The sequence below is a fragment of the Jannaschia sp. M317 genome (genome assembly GCF_025141175.1).
Lineage (GTDB): Bacteria > Pseudomonadota > Alphaproteobacteria > Rhodobacterales > Rhodobacteraceae > Jannaschia.
This window is the reverse complement of record NZ_CP081155.1, coordinates 2,244,375-2,263,992: the sequence shown is the minus strand read 5'-3', so window position 1 is coordinate 2,263,992 and position 19,618 is coordinate 2,244,375. Positions and strand designations below refer to the sequence as shown.

Genomic DNA, 19,618 nt, shown 5'->3' with positions numbered 1-19,618 from the left:
GGAACGGGTCAGGCATCGAGACGGGCCGCTTGCCACAGGTCCGCGCGCCGATCCGGCGGCAGACGCAGGCGGTTCATGTCAAGCAGGACGCATACGTCGACGGTGTTGAAGGCGTGGTCGATCCAGGCCCCGTCGCCGATCCAGGCACCGGCCCGCAGATAGGTCTTGATCAGCGAGGGCACCTGCCGCATCGCGCCCCGTTCCGCCGTGCCACTGATCGTCAGCGCGCCTGCCCCCCGCGCCACCGGGCGCAGCGGGTCCGGGGCCAGCGCCTCTTGCCGGAGACGGCGCAGGGCGGGCAGATGCTGCGCCGGGTCGGCCCCGTGGAACGACGCCGTGCCGACCAGAAACCCGATGCCCTGACGGCGCAGATGATCGAGCATGCCACGAAACAACAGCATTCCCGTCGGCCCGCCACGATAGTCGGGATGCAGACAGGTTCGTCCCGGCTCGGCCAGCAGACGACCGGTCGCGCGCACCTTCGACAGATCGAATTCCGTCTCGGTATAGGCCGCGCCATAGCCCAGGCGCAGTGTTGCCACGACACCCAGATCGGGCCGCGTCCGGTCGGTCAGGATCAGGTGATCGCAGCGGCTGTCGTAGGCGTCGGCTTCCAGACCTTCGGGCCCGGGCGAGGCACCGCCCAGTTCCTCGACAAAGACCGCGTGCCGCAGCGCCTGCGCCGCGCGCACCTGCGCCGGATCGCGGGTAATCGTCAGAGTGAACCTGTCGTCCATGCCTCGCAGGTAGCCGTCCGGACCAATCGGTGCAAGACGACAGCCGGAATCCAATGCGCCTTGCGCTCGATCAATACTTCCTTAACCTTAACGCAGATAGCTTCGGGTCATTCGAACACTGGCAACAGGAGGATGCGCGTGCCGTCGATGACCTGCTTGCCGACTTCTTCAAAATTCACGGTGATGCGCGACCCGATGTTGGACTGCACCTGCCCCAAACCCCAGTCGGGCGCGTCGGGGTGGCGGACCATCATGCCGGGTTCCAGCATTCCATTCAGATCTTGCGACACAGGGGGCCTCCGTTGAGCCGACATACTCCGTCCAAAGGTAACGATTCCGACGCTGAGGGCGAGCCCGATCTTGTCGCCTTGCTTGGCTCACGCCTGTGTCACGACCTGGTCAGCCCGATCGGAGCCATCGGGAACGGCCTGGAATTGTTGGAGCTTTCTGGCGGCGGAGGGGAGGAAATCGCGCTGATCCGCGCCTCTTTGGATGCCGCATTGGCGCGCATCGCGTTTTTCCGGCTTGCCTTTGGCAAGGCCGGGACCGGCCCGCAGGTGTCCGCGCGCGAGGTGCAGGACGTGCTTCATGCGATGTATCGCGACACCCGAACGCGCATCAAATGGACCGACACGGACGATCATCCGCGCAGCGAAATGCGGCTGGCCTGCCTCGCGCTGAACTGCCTGGAGGTGGCAACCCCCTGGGGGGCCACGGTCGAAGTGTCGCGCAACCCGAACGCCTGGGTTTTCCACGTCGATGCAAAGCGGTTGAAAATCGACGCGCCGCTTTGGCAAGGATTGGGACGCGGAACCCTGCCCGACGACCTCAAGGGGTCGGAGGTGCAGTTCGGCATACTGGCGCGCGACTGCCGCCGCCTGCGCCGTCCCATCTCGGTCAGCGCGGACGACAGCCATCTGAGCCTGTTGGTCTAGACCTGTTTCAGCCCCGCGCGGAACCGCGCGGCATTCGCCACGTAGTGCCGGGCCGAGGCCAGCAGCCCGGCACGCGCCGCATCGTCGAGATCCCGCACGACTTTGCCGGGGCTCCCCATGACCAGACTGCCGGGGGGGATCACCTTGCCCTCGGTGATCAACGCGCCTGCTCCGATCAGGCTGCCTTGGCCAATGACCGCCCCGTTCAGGACTGTGGCCCCCATGCCGATCAGCGACCCGTCTTCGATGGTGCAGCCGTGCAGCATGGCCTTGTGGCCAATCGTGCAATCCGCCCCGATGGTCAGCGGAAACCCGATGTCGGTGTGCAGAACGCAGTTTTCCTGAATGTTCGATCCGCGTCCGACGGTGATGCGTTCGTTGTCGCCGCGCAGCGTTGCGCCAAACCAGACATTTGCCTGGGCCAACAGCGTGATCGCCCCGATCAGGTTGGCGTCCGGCGCGCACCAGGCGCTGTCGTCGATGTCCGGCGTGATGCCGTCGAGTGCATAGATCATGGCGTCCTCTCCCTGAATTCGGTCGACAGGCTGCGCGTGAAATCGGTCAGCCACGGCTGTCGGTCCCGGCGCAGACGCTCTGCGCTGAGGATGGTGCGCAGGCGTGTTTCAGCGGCGTCGATATCATCGTTGACCAGGACGTAATCGTATTCCGCCCAATGGCTGATCTCTGCCTCGGATTTCAGCATCCGGTCAGCAATGACCGCGTCGTCGTCCTGACCACGGTCGCGCAGGCGGCGCTCCAACTCGGGAATGGATGGCGGCAGAATGAAGATCGACACGACGTCGCGGCCCAGGGCGGAGTTTCGGATCTGCTGGCCACCCTGCCAATCAATGTCGAACAGAACATCGCGCCCGGCGCTCAGCGCGGCTTCGACCGGGGCGCGGGGGCTGCCGTAATGATTACCGAACACCTCGGCGTGTTCCAGCATCTCTCCGTCCAGCACGAGTGTCCCGAACTCTTCGCGCGACCGGAAATAGTAATGCACGCCGTCCTCCTCTCCCGCGCGCGGCGCGCGGGTGGTGGCAGAGACGGAGAAGCTGAGCGATGGGTCCCAGGCCATCAACCGTCTGGCCAGGGTCGATTTTCCGGCCCCCGACGGGCTGGACAGGATCACGGCCAAGCCGCGGCGATTGCCTTGGGGGGATTGCTCCACGGGCGTCTACTCCAGGTTCTGCACCTGCTCGCGCAGGCGGTCGATAACGGTCTTGAGGTCCAGGCCGATCGCCGTCAACCGCGCCATGCCGGCCTTGGAACACAGCGTGTTGGCTTCGCGATTGAATTCCTGCGTCAGAAAGTCGAGGCGGCGGCCGACGGGGCCGTCCTGCGTCAGCAAATCGCGGGCGGCCGCGATGTGGGCGGTCAGTCGGTCCAGCTCTTCGGCGATATCGGCCTTTACGGCCAAGGCGGCGATTTCCTGCGCCACGCGGTCCGGGTCCATCCCGGCCCCGGTGGCGGCCGTGAGGCGGGCCGTGGCCTCGGCAAAGGTCCGCGCGATATGGGCGCGACGTTCGGGGGCCATGCCGTCGGCCCGGGCGGTCAGCGCCGCAATCTGGTCGACCTGATCGGCGACGACGCGGCGCAGACTGTCCCCTTCCCGCGCGCGATCAGCGGTGAAGGCGGCAAGCAATTGGGTCAGCTCCTCCCGCAGGTCAGCGCGCGGCGGGATGTCTGCCTCTTCGTGGGTGTCCCACAGGCCGCGCAGCGACAGGATCCCGACCGCCGTCGTGGGGGCCAGTGGCAGGCCCTGATCCTGCGCCGCTGCCTCGACCTCTGCGATGGCCTGCAACGCCTGTGACAGCCGGTCGGGGTCCAGCCGGGCTGCCGACATTGATACGGGGGCCAGTCGCAGGGACAGGGTCACGTTGCCTCGCTGGGCCACAGCACCGACCATCTTGCGGGCCAGTGGCTCCAACTCTGGCAGGCCTTCGGGCAGGCGCAGGCGCAAATCGAAGCCCCGCGCGTTGACCGAGCGGATGTCCCACCGGCGTCCGCCCACATCGAGCGCCGCATATCCCGTCATGGATTTCATCGCCCCGCCCTACCCCCTGCACCGCCATCCGGCAAGCAAGCGGCGTTAACCAGAGGTAAAGGAATTACGGGCATTTTAAGGCAAGCTGCCCTAATTCTGACATCGGGTGGCGGGTTTCGTCGCAATTTGGCCGTGAAGCGGTCAACTTGGGGCCAAGCGAAAGGTGGACCGATGTCAGGTCTCGATGGTTTTGACGGCGGGGTCTCGGATCGGGATGCCGATATACTGGACATGACGGGGGCGCGCATGATGCGCAAGTCACCCTTGCTGGAGGAGGCCTGGCGCTACTGGTCGTCGCTCCGCTCTGGCCGCAACCTGCCGCGCCGCGACGCGCTGGACCCGCGTGCCATGTCGCTGACGCTGGGTCATTCGATGATCCTGGATCGGGTCCGCCCCGGAACAGTGCGCGTGCGCCTGGGCGGGCGCGTCATGAACAGTCTGATGGGCATGGAAGTGCGCGGCCTGCCGGTGCGGGCCTTTTTCGAAGTGGCGCAGCGCGACCGGGCCATCGACCTGGTCGAACAGGTGTTCGAAGCCCCTGCCACGCTGGAGCTGGACATGGTCAGCCAGACCGATAGCGGCCTGACCCACGGCCGGATGCTGATCCTGCCATTGCAGGACCGGACGGGGGCGGTGACCAAGGCGATCAGCTGTCTGGCGCTGGACAGGTTCGACCCGGAACCGCCGCACCGCTTTTCGATCCTGCGTGAACGGCTGCACGTCTTGAAATCGGACCGCAACAGCGCCTTTGCCCGCCTGGGTGCCGCGCATCTGTCGCAGGAGGTGACCGGCCTGCCGATGGAACTGGCCGAAGGCACCACGCCCTATGCCGCGGGCCCGTCCCCCCGTCCCTACCTGCGCGTGGTGAAGTAGAAGCGCGAAAGGGGCGGCCCGCAGACCGCCCCCTTGCCTAAACTTAACGACACCTTCGCGTCGAATGCTGCCCAATCAGGAGGCGGCGCGCTGCCGCTCTTCGCGCATGGCCGACAGCTCTTCGGCCACCAGGAACGCCAGTTCCAGCGACTGCGACGCGTTCAGGCGCGGGTCGCAGGCGGTGTGATAACGGTCCGACAGATCCTCGTCGGTGATGTCGCGGACGCCGCCGGTGCATTCGGTCACATCCTGGCCGGTCATCTCGAAATGAACCCCGCCGGGGATGGTGCCGTGGTCGCGGTGGACGGCGAAGAACTCCCGCACTTCGGACAGCACGCTGTCGAAGGGCCGCGTCTTGTAGCCGGACGGCGATTTGACCGTGTTTCCGTGCATCGCGTCGCAGGTCCAGACGACATTCGCGCCCATCTCCTGCACCGCCTTGATGAGGCGCGGCAGATGTTCGGCCACCTTGCCCGCGCCAAAGCGCGCGATCAGGGTCAGGCGACCCATCTCGTTCTTGGGGTTCAACTTTTCGATCAGGACCTTCAGGTCCTCGGCGGTGGTCGTGGGGCCACACTTCAACCCGATGGGGTTCAACACACCCTGACAGAATTCCACATGGGCCCCGTCCGGCTGCCGCGTGCGGTCGCCGATCCAGATCATGTGGCCGGACCCGGCCAGCCAATCGCCGGTCAGGCTGTCCTGGCGGCACAGCGCCTGTTCGTATTCCAGCAGCAACGCCTCGTGCGAGGTATAGAAATCCACCGTCGACAGATCCGGGTTGCGATCGGACGTCAGCCCGGCAGCGGTCAGGAAATCCAGCGTATCCTGAATCCGGTTGGCCATATCGCGATACTGTTCGGCTCGTTCCCCACCGGCAAAGCCAAGCGTCCAACGGTGGACCTCATGCACATCGGCAAAGCCGCCCTTGGAAAAGGCGCGCAGCAGGTTCAGCGTCGCGGCGGCCTGGGTATAGGCCTCCAGCATCTTGTCGGGGTTCGGGATCCGCGCCTCGGGCGTGAACTCCAACGCGTTGATGATGTCGCCGCGGTAGCTGGGCAGCTCGACGCCGTCCTTCACCTCGGTCGGGGCGGACCGGGGCTTGGCGAATTGACCCGCCATGCGACCCACTTTGACCACGGGCACCTTGGCCCCGAAGGTCAGAACCATCGCCATCTGCAACATCACCTTGAAGGTGTCGCGGATGTTGTTGGACGAGAATTCGGCAAAGCTTTCGGCGCAATCGCCGCCCTGCAGCAGGAAGGCTTCGCCCCGGCCGGCCGCGGCCAGTTCGGACTTCAGGGTCCGCGCTTCACCGGCGAAAACCAGCAGCGGATAACGCGACAGCTTCTCCTCTACCGCGGCCAAGGCGGCGGCATCCGGATAATCGGGCATCTGGACCCTGGGCTTCGCTCTCCAATCGGCTTTCGACCACGCCATGTTCATTCCTCCGGTCGGTCGTCTGAGGGCCTTCCGATAGCGCAAACTCTCAGGCAGGGCCAGCGCTCCGCGTGCGGAATTCCTTGATCCCGGAGCAAGAGTCGTATTTGCCGTTTGACAGGCAGCCGCGGCGGCCTTTCACCGCAGGAGACAAGATGGCACGAGACCAGCAGGACGGGACCCGATCCGCCGTTGATGCGCTTGCCATGGCGCAGATCGAAACGCCATCAAAGCCGCACCATGTCGTCTTTGCCCTGCTGGACAAGTTCACGCTGATCTCGCTGGCCAGCGCCGTCGATGCGCTGCGGATTGCGAATCGCATGGCGGGCGCAAAGCTTTACACTTGGGAATTGATGGGCGATGGCGGCGGAACGGTCAGCTGTTCGGCTGGCACCAGCTTCGTTCTGGATCGCGACCTGGGCGAGGTCGGGCGCGATGACATGCTGATGATCGTAGGCGGCGTTGACGTGGCCCGCGCCAACACCAAACGCCTGTTGTCCTGGCTGCGCCGCGAAGCGCGTCGCGGCATCACCGTGGCGGGGCTGAGCACCGCAGCCCATACCCTGGCCGAGGCGGGGCTGCTGGATGGCAAGCGCGCCACGACCCACTGGGAGAACCACGACAGCTTTGCCGAAGATTACCCGGACGTGGAACTGACCAAGGCGGTTTTCACCATAGACGGCAAGCGCATCACCACAGCAGGCGGCACCGCCGAGGTGGATCTGGCCCTGCACCTGATCGCCCGGGACTACGGCGAGGATCTGGCCGCGCTGGTGGCCGATCAGATGATCTATTCCTCGATCCGCACCGACCGCGACACCCAACGCCTGTCGATCCCGACCCGGATCGGCGTGCGGCACCCCCGTCTGTCGCAAGTGATCCGCGAGATGGAGCAGAACATCGAAGACCCGATCAGCCCGTCGATCCTGGCCACCAACGTCGGCATGTCGACCCGCCAGCTGGAGCGTCTGTTTCGCCGCTATCTCGACCGGTCGCCTAAGCGGTATTACATGGATCTACGGCTGGAAAAGGCGCGTAACCTGTTGATGCAGACGGATATGTCGATCATCAACGTCGCGCTGGCCTCGGGCTTTACCTCGCCTTCGCACTTCTCCAAATGCTACCGCGCACGTTATGGCACGACGCCTTACCGCGAACGGGGCGCCAAGGCGGACTAGCCCAGCCGCGCCGCGCGACCGCCGCGCCGACCGGTGCGGGCGGGGCTGGCCTGGCCTTCGCGCAACACCTCGGTCATCGGGTGATCCGGCGCGTCGTGAAGCGTCAAGAGCCGGTCGATCGCAGGCCCGGTCTCACCGCCAAAGGACAGCGCCCAATCCAGAAAGATCGTGCGACATTCCGCCATGCCGATACCCTCCATCCGATAGGCTTCGTGGATCAGGGCCTTGGGGTCGTCCGCGCTTTGTCCGGGTTTGTGGGCCATTGGATGCTCCGTGCTTGCGCCCGTCTAGTCCGCCGCCCCGGCACGGGCAAGCGCGCCGTCAATGACCTCGGCGGCCGCCGTCGCCGCAGCATCGCACAGCCGCACCACGTCCGCCGCATCGGACACACCCAGGGTCGTGGCCAGAAAGGCATCACCCCCGGTGCCCAGATCCTCGGGCGGGTCCTTTGGCGTCAAGAGCCGCAGAACCTGCTGCGCGTCCGACAGCCTGCGGTAGCTTTCGATCAGGATCGCACGCTCCACCTCGGTCAGCCAGCCGTCGCAGGCCAGTTGCGCCGAGGTCGCGCGGACCCCGGTGCAGGCCAGCATCGCCTGCGCCTGAGCGGCCAGTTCAATGTCCTGCATCCGTCCGGCACCCGATTTGACCGACAACCCCTGCCCCGTGCGTCCCGCGCCTTCCAACCGGTGGCGCATGGCTGCCAGGTCCGACAGAACCGTGGCGGCATCAAAGCGACCTGCGTCCAGAACCGCGTTGCGCGCAGCCTCGGCCGCGACGCAGGTCTGCGCATCGCCCACAACCGCACGCGCGCGGGTCAGCGCCATGTGTTCCCAGACCCACGCCTCGGTCGCCTGATAACTGCGAAAGCCCGATAGCGCGGTGGCCACAGGCCCCTGTCGCCCGGACGGCCGCAAACGCATGTCCACCTCGTAGAGACGACCGTCACCCGTCTGCGCGTTCAACGCGGTGATCAGGACCTGCGTGAACTTCGCCGCCCATTGCGCCGCGCCCAGCCCCCGCCGCCCGTCCGACACGGCGTCCTTGGCCGCCCCGTCGTGCAACACCACCAGATCCAGATCGGACCGCGCCGTCAGCCGCCCCGCCCCGAGCGAGCCCATCCCAAGCCCCGCAAGTCGCAGGCCGGGCACCCGCCCATAGCGGCGCGCTGTCTCTGCCTCGGCCACGTCCCAGCAGGCCTTCAACGTGGCCTCGGCCAACCGCGCATAGGCGGCCCCCGCCTCAGAAGGGTCGGCCAGACCACGCAACAGATGCACGCCGATGCGGAAATGCGCCTCTCGGTGCCAAAGCCGCAGACGGGTCAGCGCCCCCTCGTAGTCCGTGGGGTCATGCGGCGCGGGATCATAGCGATCCGGCAAGGGGGCCAGGAAGGCCCCGCCGATGACCCCATCGAAAACGCCCGCGTTGCCGGACAGGTATCGCGCAAGATCCGGCGCAATCGCACAGATGTCAGCCGTCAGATCGACCAGCACCGGGTTCGCCTCGAATAGCGACAGGATCTGCACGCCCGCAGGCAGGCCACGCAGAAAATCGTCAAAGGCCGCCAGGGCTTCTTCCGGTCGGGCGGCCCGTGCCAGCGCCGTCAGGATCGCGGGGCGCAACCTGCGAAAGATGTCGCGTGCCCGGCTGGATCGCAGCGCGGGATAGGTGTCCCACCGGGCCGTCACGGCCTCTGCGCCCTCGATCGGGTCCGGCTCCGGCGCGGCTTCGCCAGGTCTGAACGACGGGTCGGTGATCCCCTCGACCCCGCGCATGCGCGTCGTCAGGTCGGCCAGAAAGCCTTCGCAATCGGCGGCCCCCATGAAGCAGGCAATGCGGCGCAGCCCCTCGTCGTCCTTCGGCATCCGGTGGGTCTGTGCGTCCTGTACCATCTGCAACCGATGTTCTACCTCGCGCAGATAGCGGTACTGCGTCCCAAGCTCTGCCGCGACATCCAGCCGGACCCAGCCCGCATCGACCAGGCGGTCCAACCCGTCCAACGTCCCCCGCACCCGCAAGGACGGATCGCGTCCGCCCGATATGATCTGATGGGTCTGGGTGAAAAACTCGATCTCCCGGATGCCGCCATGACCCAGCTTCAGGTCATGCCCCGCGATCGTCCAGGCCTGGGTCAGCCCCTTGTGATCCCGAATGCGCAGCCGCATGTCATGCGCCTCCTGGACGACGGCGTAATCGAGGTGTCGTCGCCAGATGAAGGGCCTCAGCCGCTCCAGGAACCGCGCCCCGGCGTCCAGGTCGCCAGCCGCCGGACGCGCCTTGATCCAGGCGGCCCGTTCCCACGTGCGCCCCATCGCCTCGAAATAACGCTCGGCGGCCTCCATCGACATGACAATCGGCGTCGACCCCGGATCGGGCCGCAAGCGTAGATCGGTGCGAAAGACATAACCGTCCGACGTGATGTCCGACATCTGCGCCATGGCAAGCCGCGCAGCGCGCAGCAGCTTTACCCGGACCTCACCATAGTCGCCGGGATCGTACAGCGTTTCGTCAAACAGCAGCACGAGGTCTATGTCACTGGAATAATTGAGCTCGAACGCTCCCATCTTGCCCATGGCCATGGCGACCAGACCACCACAGACGCCCGGCAGATGGGGGGCAATCCGGGCCACGGAATACGTCAGACATTTGTGCAAGGCGGCGTCGGCAAACCGGGTCCATGCCTCTGCTGCCGTCATCACCGGCCAGACGCCCCCGATTTCTGCCAGCCCCACCAACAGGGCGGCGCGCCGTTTGGCCTGTCGCAAGGCCACCTTCGGATCACCTTCGATCCCCTCGACCTCTGCCAGAAGCGCGGCGAAAGCGGCGTCGGCGGATTGATCCCAGACCGTGTCGAGAAAGGACGCCTCGCGCTGCATGAGCCTGGCAAGATAGGGGCTGCACCCGGCCACGCCCTCGACCAGGGGGCGGACATCGGACGGCACCTCGACACGCGCCAAAAGATCCCGTGCCGCCTGCGGATCGAAGGCAATCGGGTGGCGCGTCAACTGAGTCCTGAACATGAAACGATCTGGCGCCGACCCGCCGCGGAGGTCAACACCGCTCAGGCAAAGAGATCGTGGCAAAGCTCCAGCGCGTCGATCAGAACATCGACCTCTTGCGTCGTGTTATAGACGCCAAAGCTGGCGCGACAGGTGGCCGTCACACCCAGATGCTGCATCAAAGGCTGCGCACAATGGTGCCCCGCGCGCACCGCGACGCCCTTTTTGTCAAGCACGGTCGAAATATCATGGGCATGCGCCGCCCCCTGCAAGGTGAACGAAAAGACCGCTGCCTTGCCCGCGCTCTGCCCCTGCACATCCAGCCAGTTCAACCCGTCCAGCCGGGACCGCGCATAGTCGCGCAGCGTCGTCTCGTGCGCCGCAATCTCATCCATGCCCACGCCCATCATCCATTCCAACGCGGCCCCCAGGCCAATGGTCTGAACGATGCCAGGCGTGCCGGCCTCGAATTTCATCGGCGGATCGTTCCAAGTGACCGTGTCACGATGCACTTCCCGGATCATGTCGCCCCCGCCAAGGAACGGCCGCATCTCGGCCATCCGCTCGGGCCGGATATAGACCGCGCCCGACCCGGACGGGCCATAGAGTTTGTGGCCCGTGATCGCGTAGAAATCGCAGCCCATATCGGCCACATCCACAGGCATGTGAACAGCCGCCTGACTGCCGTCGACAACCACCGGAATGCCCTGGGCGCGTGCCTCATGACAAATGGTTTTTACATCAACAACGGTTCCCAACACATTGGAAAGGTGGGTAATTGCAATCAACTTGGTCCGATCGGTCACGGCGTCCAGAACCGCCTGCGGATCAAGGTCCCCCTTTGCATCCGGTTCCACCCAGACCAACTTGACGCCTTGGCGTTCACGCAGGAAATGCCAGGGCACGATATTCGCGTGGTGTTCCATCACCGACAAGATGATCTCATCACCCGCCTGCAACCGGGGCGCCGCCCAACCATAGCTGATCAGGTTCATCGCCTCTGTCGTGCCGGAGGTGAAGACGATGTGGTGCTCGCTCGGCGCGCCAAGGAACCGGGCGGTGGTGCCGCGCACCGCCTCGTAATTCTCGGTCGAGATTGTGGACAGAGTGTGCAAACCTCTGTGAACGTTTGAATATTCCTCGGCGTAGGCGCGTTGGATGGTATCCAGAACGACCTTTGGCTTTTGCGCCGACGCCCCATTGTCGAGGTAGACAAGCGGTTTGCCGTTCACCTTCCTGCTCAGGATTGGGAACTGGTCACGGATTGCATCGACGTCAAACATGGGGCCGCTCCGCGACATAGAGAGAGTTGAGCCAGATCCAGAAGAATCCGCTCAACGTAATAGAAAAAACCACGGCTTGTGCTGGGCCCGGCCCGACAAAGCCGACCGTGAGACCAAGAAGGAGTAGGCCAGGCATCACCGCCAGGAACGACCAGAACAGCGCCGCACGGGCCCTCAGACCGGTCCCTTGCCCCCCCAACAGCCGCGCGCCGATGTGAGACACGAAGGCGAGGCCGTAGAAGGCAATCGGGACGATAAAGATCCAGGCCATGACCGCCCCCGAAAACAGCGCCTCGAACTTGGCATCGGCCATGTCCGTCGGAATGGCCACGCCAACCCGCGCGCTTTCTTCCGTCAAAAGGGCCTCGAACTCCGGATCGGACAGTTGGGCGCGCCGGACAAGCCCGGGAAGCTGTGCCACGAACCCAAGGACCGAGCCGACCGCAAGGTAGACGAACGCGATCCGCTCATCCACGCCTTGCAGTCGACGCATCATGACCTCGCGTGGTCGAATCCACGCGCGCAGAATGTCCTGTGCCGCTGACATCAGACGCGGGAAAGCCAGTCCGCAAGACGATCGGAGACGTGGTCGCGCAGACTCTCTTCTTCAATCTCTTCAAGGGCTTCGGCAAGGAAGCTCAGGACCAGAAGGTCGGTCGCCTCCCGCTCGGGCACACCGCGCGACCGCAGGTAGAACAGCGCCGTCTCGTCAATGGCACCGGTCGTGGACCCGTGCGAACAGGCGACATCGTCGGCATAGATCTCCAACTCCGGCTTGGCGAGGAAGACGCTGTCGTCGTCCAGCAGCAGGCTTTGGGAAATCTGGTAACCATCCGTTTTCTGGGCGCCTTCCTTCACGAGGATCTTGCCCTGAAACACGCCGGTCGCGCCGTCGCGAAGAACCTTTTTGAACACCTGACGGCTTTCGCAGCGTTCGGCGTCATGGGTCACGAACACGGTGTCATCGTGGTGGAAATCGCCCCTGCCAAAGGCGGCACCGGCCACGGTTGCCCGCGCGTCGGCACCGGTCAACTCGATCACCGCCTCATTGCGGGTCATTGCACCGTTCGCCGAAAGCGTGAATGATTTCAGAACACTGCCCTCGCCCATCTGCGCGAAAATATGAGTGTTCACATGGCGGGCGTGGTCGGGCCCCTGAATCCGAACGTGGTGGAGCGCGCCTGTATCGGCGATATCCATCTCGGTCACCTGATTGGCGCGCGCACCGGCGGTACCGGTTTCCAGCAGCGTCAGATCGGCACCGGCGTCGATCTTGATGACATGGTGCAGGACCGGGTCGGCCGTTCCGTCGAACTGGATCAGAACCGGACGCGCCACCGGCCCCGTTGCGCGCAGCAACAGGCCGTCCGAGGCAAAAGCCGTGTTCAGCGCGGCCAATGGACGTTTGACAGGGTCCGACCCCTTGGCCTCAAGCACCCCGTAGATATCGCGCGACCAGTGGATATCGGTCGACGCGACCTGCGAAAGGGTTGCGATTTCCAGCCCGTCGGGCCTGCCTTCGGGGACTGTGATCACGCCATCGAAAACCGTGATCACAAAGGCGTCGACCCCGTCGAAGGCATCGGTCAAACCGTGAACGCCGTCCACGGACGGTGCGGCGGCGGTCAGAGCCTCCGGGTTGGTATAACGCCAGTATTCGTCGCGACGGGTCGGCAGGCCAGTGGCCTCGACCCTTTCGCGGGCCTGGCTCCGGGCGCGGCCAAGCCAGCCTTCGCCCGACGGCCCGGTCAGGGTTGTCAGGCGCGCATCGAGCGCGGTCTGTTTCGCAGCGGGCAGCATCAGGCCACCTCGCTCAGAATGTCAGCGTAGCCGTTCTGCTCGACTTCCAGCGCCAACTCCGGCCCGCCGGATTTGACGATGCGGCCGTTGGCCATGATGTGAACGACGTCGGGTTTGATATGGTCCAGCAGGCGCTGATAGTGCGTGATCACAAGGAACCCACGGTCGGGCGACCGCAGGGCATTCACGCCATCGGACACAAGTTTCATCGCATCCACATCAAGACCGGAGTCGGTCTCGTCCAGGATGCACATCTTCGGCTCCAGCATGGCCATTTGCAGGATTTCGTTCCGTTTCTTCTCACCACCCGAAAAACCGACGTTGACGGGACGTTTCAGCATGTCCGCGTCGATCTTCAGATCCTTCGCCTTGGCGCGGATCACCTTGAGGAAGTCGCCTGCCGACAGCTCCTCTTCGCCGCGTGCCTTGCGCTGGGCATTCACGGCCGTGCGCAGAAAGGTCATGTTGCCAACGCCGGGGATTTCGACCGGATACTGGAACGCGAGGAAGAGGCCGGCGGCGGCACGCTCTTCCGGCTCCATGTCGAGCAGGTCTGCGTCTTCCAGCGTCGCGGCCCCCTCGGTCACCTCATAGCCATCACGACCCGACAGAACATAGGAAAGCGTGGACTTACCGGACCCGTTTGGCCCCATGATCGCGTGGACTTCGCCTGCGGGCACGGTCAGGTCGATGCCCTTGAGGATCTGCTTGTCTTCTTCTTCGAGTTTGACGTGCAGGTTCTTGATCTTCAGCATTTTCTTTTCCTCTCAGCACCTTGCGGCGCGACGTTCACTTGCCCGCACCGATGCGCGCGACGATTGTTTGGGCGATCAGGCTGCCCAGAAAACCAGATACAAAACTGATGCCCTCGACAGGCAAGGTGCCGATAACGCGCGTGACCAAGGCAATGACGATCGAGAACCCCACACAAAAGAGGCCCGTTATGATCGCCGTCCACAGCATCGCGCGCGTCACCGCGACTTACCCCACGGATCCTTCAAGTGAGATGGCGACCAACTGCTGCGCCTCCATGGCGAATTCCATCGGCAGGGCCTGCAACACTTCCTTGCAGAACCCATTGACCACCAGGGCCACGGCTTCTTCCTCGTCCATGCCGCGGGACCGGCAGTAGAACAGCTGATCGTCGTCCACCTTGGACGTCGTCGCCTCGTGTTCCACGCGCGAGGAATTGTTGCGCACCTCGATGTAGGGCACCGTGTGGGCCCCGCATTCCGATCCGATCAGAAGGCTGTCGCACTGGGTATAGTTGCGCGAATTCTTGGCCTTGGGGTGCATCGAGACCAGGCCGCGATAGGTGTTCTGCGCCTTGCCCGCACTGATCCCCTTGGACACGATGCGCGACTTGGTATTCTTGCCCAGGTGCACCATCTTGGTGCCGGTGTCGGCCTGCTGATAGTTGTTGGCGATGGCAATGGAATAGAATTCGCCCTGGCTGTCGTCGCCGCGTAGAATGCACGACGGATATTTCCAGGTCACGGCGGACCCGGTTTCGACCTGCGTCCACATCACCTTGGACCGGGCACCCCGGCAGTCGGCGCGCTTGGTGACAAAGTTGTAGATACCGCCTTTGCCGTTCTCATCGCCGGGGAACCAGTTCTGAACGGTGGAATACTTGATCTCTGCATCGTCCAGCAGGACCAGTTCGACCACGGCGGCGTGCAACTGGGCGACGTCGCGCTGCGGCGCGGTGCATCCCTCCAGGTAGGAGACGTAGCTGCCTTCCTCGGCGATGATCAGCGTGCGCTCAAACTGGCCGGTGTTCTCTGCGTTGATGCGGAAATAAGTCGACAGCTCCATCGGGCAGCGGGTGCCCTTGGGGATGTAGACGAAACTGCCATCCGAAAAGACGGCGGAATTCAGCGTCGCATAATAGTTGTCCGACTGCGGCACGACCGAGCCCAGGTATTTCTTCACCAGCTCGGGGTGATCCTTGATCGCCTCGGAGATGGAGCAGAAAATCACGCCTGCCTTGGCAAGCTCGGCCTTGAAGGTCGTCCCCACGGACACGGAATCGAACACCGCATCCACCGCGACCTTGCGGTCTTCGGGGGCGGGTTCGACCCCGGCCAGGATCGCCTGTTCCTTCAGCGGAATGCCCAGCTTCTTGTAGGTTTCCAAAAGCTTGGGATCGACCTCGTCCAGGGACTTCGGCTTTTCGGTCATCGACGCGGGGCGGGCGTAGTAATACTGGTCCTGAAAGTCGATCTTGGGATAGTCGACCATGGCCCAGGTCGGCTCTTCCAACTGGACCCACCGGCGATAGGCTTCCAGCCGCCACTCCAGCATCCACTCCGGCTCATCGTTCTTGGCAGAGATCAGGCGCACGATATCTTCGGACAGGCCCTTGGGGGCATATTCCATTTCGATTTCGGTGTTCCAGCCGTGCTTGTAGGTACCCGAAAGGGCCTTCACCTGCTCGACGGTTTCGGCGTCCACGCCGTCTTTCACCTGCACTTCGTCCAAGCTCATGCCCGTCTCCTGTTTCTCAATCGCAGGAAGGTTTCGACGAACCGTCCCACGCTGGCTTCTGTCACATCCGGGCCGAGGCTGACGCGGATCGCGCAATCAGCCTCGCCCGGACCATATCCCATTGCGCGCAAAACAGCGCTTTCGCGTACCTTGCCGCTGGAACAGGCAGAGCCCGCGCTGACGGCAAACCCGGCCAGGTCCAACGCCATCACCTGCGTCTCCCCTTTCCAGCCCGGTGTAATCAGGCAGGCGGTGTTCGGCAGGCGGCGCGATTCCTTTCCGACTAAAATAGTCAGGTTGTCGGAACCCTCAAGACTTGTTTCTAGAAAAGTTCTAAGTTGGGCAACCCTGTCCCAGGCCCCTGCCTCCAGATTGCGCACCGCCGCCTCTGCTGCGGCCCCGAACCCGGCAATTCCGATCAGGTTTTCCGTCCCGGACCGCCGCCCCATTTCCTGCCCGCCGCCCCGGATCTGGGCGGCGACATCCAGACCACGGCGGATCACCAGCGCACCGATCCCCTTGGGTCCACCCAACTTGTGAGCAGAGATCAAGGCCATGTCGACACCGCTCCAGTCAAAGGCCACGGGGACTTTGCCAAAGGCCTGGGTCATGTCGCTGACCGCCAGACCCGGCGGCAGGTCTTGCATAACCCCGGTCTCGGAGTTCGCGAGCTGCAGCGCCGACATTGACGGATCAACAAGGTTAGCGCGCCCGGCCGCATCCACGGTCAAGGCGCCGTCGCCCCAGGCCGCCACCGCCTCGTGTTCCACCGGGGCCGTCGCCAGACCGCGACCGACCATGGCCAGCGCCGCCGCCTCGGTCGCCCCCGACAGGAACACCACGTCCGATCCGCTGGCCCCGAAGGCTGCCGCAACCTGCGCCCGCGCCCGCTCCACCACCGCCTTGGCTGCGCGCCCTTCGGCATGAACCGAGGACGGATTTCCCAACACGTCCATCGCGCCGACCATCGCCGCGCGCGCCTCGGGCCGCAGCGGTGTCGTCGCGTTCCAGTCCAGATAGACCCGCTCGGCCATCACGACCCTCCTTCTTGTCGGCGAAAATACTTCGGCGTGGCCTGTGCAGCGCGTTGGGCTGCGCCCCGCCGGGGGTTAGTCGTCCACGACCTCAAACAGGTTCGGGACCGCCGGACAGGGCGTCAGCTCGTTCTGGACCACATCTGACAACCGTGTCTGGTGCAGGAAGACGTAGACATGCGCCGACAGGGATTCCCACAAGCGGTTCGTGAATGACTGCGCGCGCGACCCGGACACGGCACCCTTGGCCCCCGCCCCGGTTTGCAGCGCGCTGACCGTCTCGTCCACGGCCTCTAGAATGTCGGACACCCGGATCTCGGTCGCCGGTCGCGCCAATCGATAGCCTCCGCCGGGGCCACGCACGGACATCACCAGATCGGCGCGGCGCAGTTTGACGAACAACTGTTCCAGGTAAGGCAGCGATACATCCTGGCGCCGCGAGATGTCGCCCAGCGACGACAGCACGCCTTCGGGTTGCATCGCCAGATCGGCGAGCGCGACCATCGCATAGCGTCCCTTTGTGCTCAGCTTCATTGCAGCCTCCGATTGACCTTCGCGCGGGGCGGGCATAACTCTCCGGGACCGCGGGTGCAGGGGTTCCGCGGGCTTATCGCCCGCACCCTGTCCCCGTCAACTGACCCGCTTGAGGAGTGACGATGCCCGAAGTGATCTTTCCCGGACCCGAAGGCCGCCTGGAAGGCCGTTACCATCCGCAGAAGGTCAAGGATGCGCCCATTGCCATCGTGCTGCACCCGCACCCGCAGTTCGGCGGCACGATGAACAACCGCGTCGTCTACAACCTGCATTACGCGTTTCTGGAAATGGGCTTCACTGTCCTGCGCTTCAACTTCCGTGGTGTAGGGCGCAGTCAGGGCGAATACGACCAGGGTATCGGCGAGCTGTCGGATGCGGCCTCGGCGTTGGATTACCTGCAATCGATGAACGCCAATTCCAAGCATTGCTGGGTCGCGGGCTTTTCCTTCGGGGCCTGGATCGGCATGCAGTTGTTGATGCGCCGGCCCGAGATCACGGGCTTCATCTCGGTCTCGCCCCCTGCCGACCGCTACGATTTCAGCTTTCTCGCCCCCTGCCCCGCGTCCGGCCTGATTATCAACGGCAGCACGGATCGCGTCGCCCCGCCTGCCGATACGACGGCCCTGGTGAACAAGCTGCACGAGCAAAAGGGCATCACCATCACCCATCAGGAGATGGACGGTGCCGGCCACTTCTTTGAAGATCCGCACATGGATCCGATGATCGGCAGCGTGAAGGATTATGTCACGCGGCGCCTGACCGAGACGACAAGGTAATGCGCCTGCCCCTGGTTCGGGGCAAATCGACTGAGCCGGGTGTTTCGCGTGCCCGGCACCCGGCGCGGGCGGGTGCCCTTGCCCGCACCCAGGTGCCCGACCGCCAGGCGTCGGACGTGCAATGGTATCGTTTGGGCGCACAAACGCTTGGCGATCCATCGAAAATGCGGCAAGACTGATCCCATGTCCATCGCAGATAAACTCGCAGACAAGCTGGCGTCCGACGTGATCGCCCATGTCGAACGCACCGGCGACGAAGAAATCATATCGATCATGGCGCAGACCTTGGGCGATAGTTCGCAGACCTTGCAGGAAGCCTTCATCACATCCGTCCGGGTGCAGCGCGCGGCGCTGCGCGCCAACCGGATGTTGAAGAAACGGGCCGCCGACATCGCCGCGAAATCGGACCCCAAAAGCCTTGGCTGACGACGACCTGGATGCGCGCATGGCGTTCCTGATGGACGCCGGGCGGCTGGCTTCGATCACCCGCGCAACGCGCGTCGTGGACGGCAGTCGCTATGAAAACTCGGCCGAGCATTCCTGGCACCTGGCGTTGTTCGCGATGACCCTGGCCGATCATGCGCCCGAGGGCGTCGCGATCGATCGGGTGATCCGCATGTTGCTGCTGCACGACCTGGTGGAAATCGATGCGGGCGATGTGCCGTTTTTCGGCGCGGGGGCCGAGGATACTGCCGCGCAAGACGCCGCCGAGGCAAAGGCAGCGGCCCGGATTTTCGGACTGTTGCCCGCAACCCAAGGGGCTGCGTTCCTGTCGCTCTGGCAAGAGTTCGAGGCCTGTGAAACCCCGGATGCGCGCTTTGCCAAGGCGTTGGACCGGTTCCAGCCGCCGAACCTGAACCTGGCGACCGGTGGCGGGTCCTGGACCGAATACAAGGTCGATCTGGCCCAGTTCACCGCGCGCATGCAGCCCAGGATCGCCCCCGCCGCGCCCGGTCTCTGGGCCTGGCTCATCGGGCGCGTGACGGATTATTTCGAAAAAAAGCGCATCGGCTGAAACTCTCTCTGCTGGGTTCGCGTGTCTGCTGGCACAACTCAACAGGAGAGACATGATGAAAACCTTCGCCACCACAGCCGCCGCCCTGACCCTGATCGCGGGCGCAGCCCTGGCCGATGGTCATGCCATGGCCCCCTCGGTGACCGCAGCCGACCAATCTGTCGCCAACGGCGTCGTGTCGGCCATGGAAATCACCGCGATGGAAAACGGATGGCTGGTCGTGCACCGCACCGACGCCGAGATGAAGCCCGGCCCGGTCGTGGCCTACGCACCGATCCGCGCCGGGGCCACAAATGATGTCGCCGCCATCCTGACCGAAGCGGTCGCGCCCGGCGAAATGCTGATGCTGATGGTCCACGGCGAGACGGGCGGCACCGCCACGGGCATCTTTGAATACACCCTTGGCGCAGTCGAAGACGGCCCCGTTCGGGTCGACGGCAATCTGGTCATGGCCGTGATCACCGCCGAATAAGCCCTCGG

General features: G+C 64.5%; 23 protein-coding genes. 7 read left to right on the top strand and 16 right to left on the bottom strand.

Annotation, left to right across the window (positions count from 1 at the left end; translation table 11 throughout):
* Positions 1 to 8: 8 nt before the first annotated feature.
* Together K3551_RS11580 and K3551_RS11575 are read right to left on the bottom strand one after the other, a co-directional pair.
* Entirely contained in the window at positions 9 to 737 is a 729-nt protein-coding gene (locus K3551_RS11580) for a GNAT family N-acetyltransferase (RefSeq protein WP_259913338.1), read from the bottom strand.
* Positions 738 to 844: 107 nt separating this feature from the next.
* On the bottom strand, positions 845 to 1,006 hold the full coding sequence (locus K3551_RS11575; protein ID WP_259919586.1) for a DUF3553 domain-containing protein: 162 nt from the start codon (positions 1,004 to 1,006) through the stop codon (positions 845 to 847).
* A gap of 33 nt (positions 1,007 to 1,039) precedes the next feature.
* On the opposite strand from K3551_RS11575, the gene K3551_RS11570 reads away from it, so the two are divergent.
* Entirely contained in the window at positions 1,040 to 1,672 is a 633-nt protein-coding gene (locus tag K3551_RS11570) for a histidine phosphotransferase family protein (protein ID WP_259913337.1), read from the top strand.
* On the opposite strand, the gene K3551_RS11565 is transcribed toward K3551_RS11570, so the two are convergent.
* The 3 genes from K3551_RS11565 to K3551_RS11555 are packed head-to-tail and all read right to left on the bottom strand — an operon-like array spanning position 1,669 to position 3,719.
* On the bottom strand, positions 1,669 to 2,187 hold the full coding sequence (locus tag K3551_RS11565) for a gamma carbonic anhydrase family protein (protein ID WP_259913335.1): 519 nt from the start codon (positions 2,185 to 2,187) through the stop codon (positions 1,669 to 1,671). The genes K3551_RS11570 and K3551_RS11565 overlap by 4 nt on opposite strands.
* Entirely contained in the window at positions 2,184 to 2,843 is a 660-nt protein-coding gene (gmk, locus tag K3551_RS11560; protein WP_259913334.1) for a guanylate kinase, read from the bottom strand. Before gmk ends, K3551_RS11565 begins: the two co-directional genes overlap by 4 nt.
* Positions 2,844 to 2,849: 6 nt before the next feature.
* Positions 2,850 to 3,719, bottom strand: a complete 870-nt coding sequence (locus tag K3551_RS11555) for a YicC/YloC family endoribonuclease (RefSeq protein WP_259913333.1) — start codon at positions 3,717 to 3,719, stop codon at positions 2,850 to 2,852.
* 171 nt (positions 3,720 to 3,890) lie between these two features.
* Between K3551_RS11555 and K3551_RS11550 the strand changes: the two genes are divergently transcribed.
* Positions 3,891 to 4,592 (top strand): PAS domain-containing protein, encoded by a 702-nt coding sequence (locus K3551_RS11550; RefSeq protein ID WP_259913332.1) that lies wholly within the window; start codon positions 3,891 to 3,893, stop codon positions 4,590 to 4,592.
* Positions 4,593 to 4,667: 75 nt separating this feature from the next.
* On the opposite strand, the gene K3551_RS11545 is transcribed toward K3551_RS11550, so the two are convergent.
* Entirely contained in the window at positions 4,668 to 6,032 is a 1,365-nt protein-coding gene (locus K3551_RS11545) for a class II 3-deoxy-7-phosphoheptulonate synthase (RefSeq protein ID WP_409197374.1), read from the bottom strand.
* A gap of 206 nt (positions 6,033 to 6,238) precedes the next feature.
* Between K3551_RS11545 and K3551_RS11540 the strand changes: the two genes are divergently transcribed.
* On the top strand, positions 6,239 to 7,210 hold the full coding sequence (locus tag K3551_RS11540) for a GlxA family transcriptional regulator (RefSeq protein WP_259919584.1): 972 nt from the start codon (positions 6,239 to 6,241) through the stop codon (positions 7,208 to 7,210).
* Here K3551_RS11540 and K3551_RS11535 read toward each other — a convergent pair.
* The 10 genes from K3551_RS11535 to K3551_RS11490 form a co-directional block, all read right to left on the bottom strand.
* Complete coding sequence (locus tag K3551_RS11535; RefSeq protein ID WP_259913330.1) at positions 7,207 to 7,473, bottom strand: hypothetical protein; 267 nt, start codon at positions 7,471 to 7,473, stop codon at positions 7,207 to 7,209. The genes K3551_RS11540 and K3551_RS11535 overlap by 4 nt on opposite strands.
* Positions 7,474 to 7,497: 24 nt before the next feature.
* Complete coding sequence (locus K3551_RS11530) at positions 7,498 to 10,227, bottom strand: glutamine-synthetase adenylyltransferase (RefSeq protein WP_259913329.1); 2,730 nt, start codon at positions 10,225 to 10,227, stop codon at positions 7,498 to 7,500.
* 41 nt (positions 10,228 to 10,268) lie between these two features.
* A complete protein-coding gene (locus K3551_RS11525; RefSeq protein ID WP_259913328.1) occupies positions 10,269 to 11,489 on the bottom strand; it encodes a cysteine desulfurase in 1,221 nt (406 codons plus the stop codon).
* Positions 11,482 to 11,982: a YIP1 family protein gene (locus K3551_RS11520; RefSeq protein WP_259913327.1), complete on the bottom strand. Its 501-nt coding sequence runs from the start codon at positions 11,980 to 11,982 to the stop codon at positions 11,482 to 11,484. The genes K3551_RS11525 and K3551_RS11520 overlap by 8 nt, the downstream gene beginning before the upstream one ends.
* A 53-nt stretch (positions 11,983 to 12,035) precedes the next feature.
* Positions 12,036 to 13,292, bottom strand: coding sequence for a Fe-S cluster assembly protein SufD (sufD, locus tag K3551_RS11515; RefSeq protein WP_259919583.1), 1,257 nt, complete (start codon positions 13,290 to 13,292; stop codon positions 12,036 to 12,038).
* Positions 13,289 to 14,044 (bottom strand): Fe-S cluster assembly ATPase SufC, encoded by a 756-nt coding sequence (sufC, locus tag K3551_RS11510; protein WP_259913325.1) that lies wholly within the window; start codon positions 14,042 to 14,044, stop codon positions 13,289 to 13,291. The genes sufD and sufC overlap by 4 nt, the downstream gene beginning before the upstream one ends.
* A gap of 34 nt (positions 14,045 to 14,078) precedes the next feature.
* The gene (locus K3551_RS11505) at positions 14,079 to 14,264 is read right to left on the bottom strand and encodes a hypothetical protein (protein ID WP_259913323.1); all 186 of its coding nucleotides are present in this window, start codon (positions 14,262 to 14,264) and stop codon (positions 14,079 to 14,081) included.
* Positions 14,265 to 14,270: 6 nt separating this feature from the next.
* Entirely contained in the window at positions 14,271 to 15,779 is a 1,509-nt protein-coding gene (sufB, locus tag K3551_RS11500) for a Fe-S cluster assembly protein SufB (protein WP_259913321.1), read from the bottom strand.
* Positions 15,776 to 16,813: a cysteine desulfurase family protein gene (locus K3551_RS11495; RefSeq protein ID WP_259913320.1), complete on the bottom strand. Its 1,038-nt coding sequence runs from the start codon at positions 16,811 to 16,813 to the stop codon at positions 15,776 to 15,778. Before K3551_RS11495 ends, sufB begins: the two co-directional genes overlap by 4 nt.
* Positions 16,814 to 16,888: 75 nt before the next feature.
* Positions 16,889 to 17,347, bottom strand: a complete 459-nt coding sequence (locus tag K3551_RS11490; RefSeq protein ID WP_259913318.1) for an Rrf2 family transcriptional regulator — start codon at positions 17,345 to 17,347, stop codon at positions 16,889 to 16,891.
* 122 nt (positions 17,348 to 17,469) lie between these two features.
* Between K3551_RS11490 and K3551_RS11485 the strand changes: the two genes are divergently transcribed.
* The 4 genes from K3551_RS11485 to K3551_RS11470 all read left to right on the top strand — a co-directional run bounded on the left by K3551_RS11485 (position 17,470) and on the right by K3551_RS11470 (position 19,610).
* The gene (locus tag K3551_RS11485) at positions 17,470 to 18,123 is read left to right on the top strand and encodes an alpha/beta hydrolase (RefSeq protein ID WP_259913316.1); all 654 of its coding nucleotides are present in this window, start codon (positions 17,470 to 17,472) and stop codon (positions 18,121 to 18,123) included.
* 183 nt (positions 18,124 to 18,306) lie between these two features.
* Positions 18,307 to 18,549: a hypothetical protein gene (locus K3551_RS11480; RefSeq protein WP_259913314.1), complete on the top strand. Its 243-nt coding sequence runs from the start codon at positions 18,307 to 18,309 to the stop codon at positions 18,547 to 18,549.
* On the top strand, positions 18,542 to 19,138 hold the full coding sequence (locus K3551_RS11475; protein WP_409197373.1) for an HD domain-containing protein: 597 nt from the start codon (positions 18,542 to 18,544) through the stop codon (positions 19,136 to 19,138). The genes K3551_RS11480 and K3551_RS11475 overlap by 8 nt, the downstream gene beginning before the upstream one ends.
* Positions 19,139 to 19,193: 55 nt before the next feature.
* Complete coding sequence (locus tag K3551_RS11470; protein ID WP_259913312.1) at positions 19,194 to 19,610, top strand: hypothetical protein; 417 nt, start codon at positions 19,194 to 19,196, stop codon at positions 19,608 to 19,610.
* Positions 19,611 to 19,618: the final 8 nt, after the last annotated feature.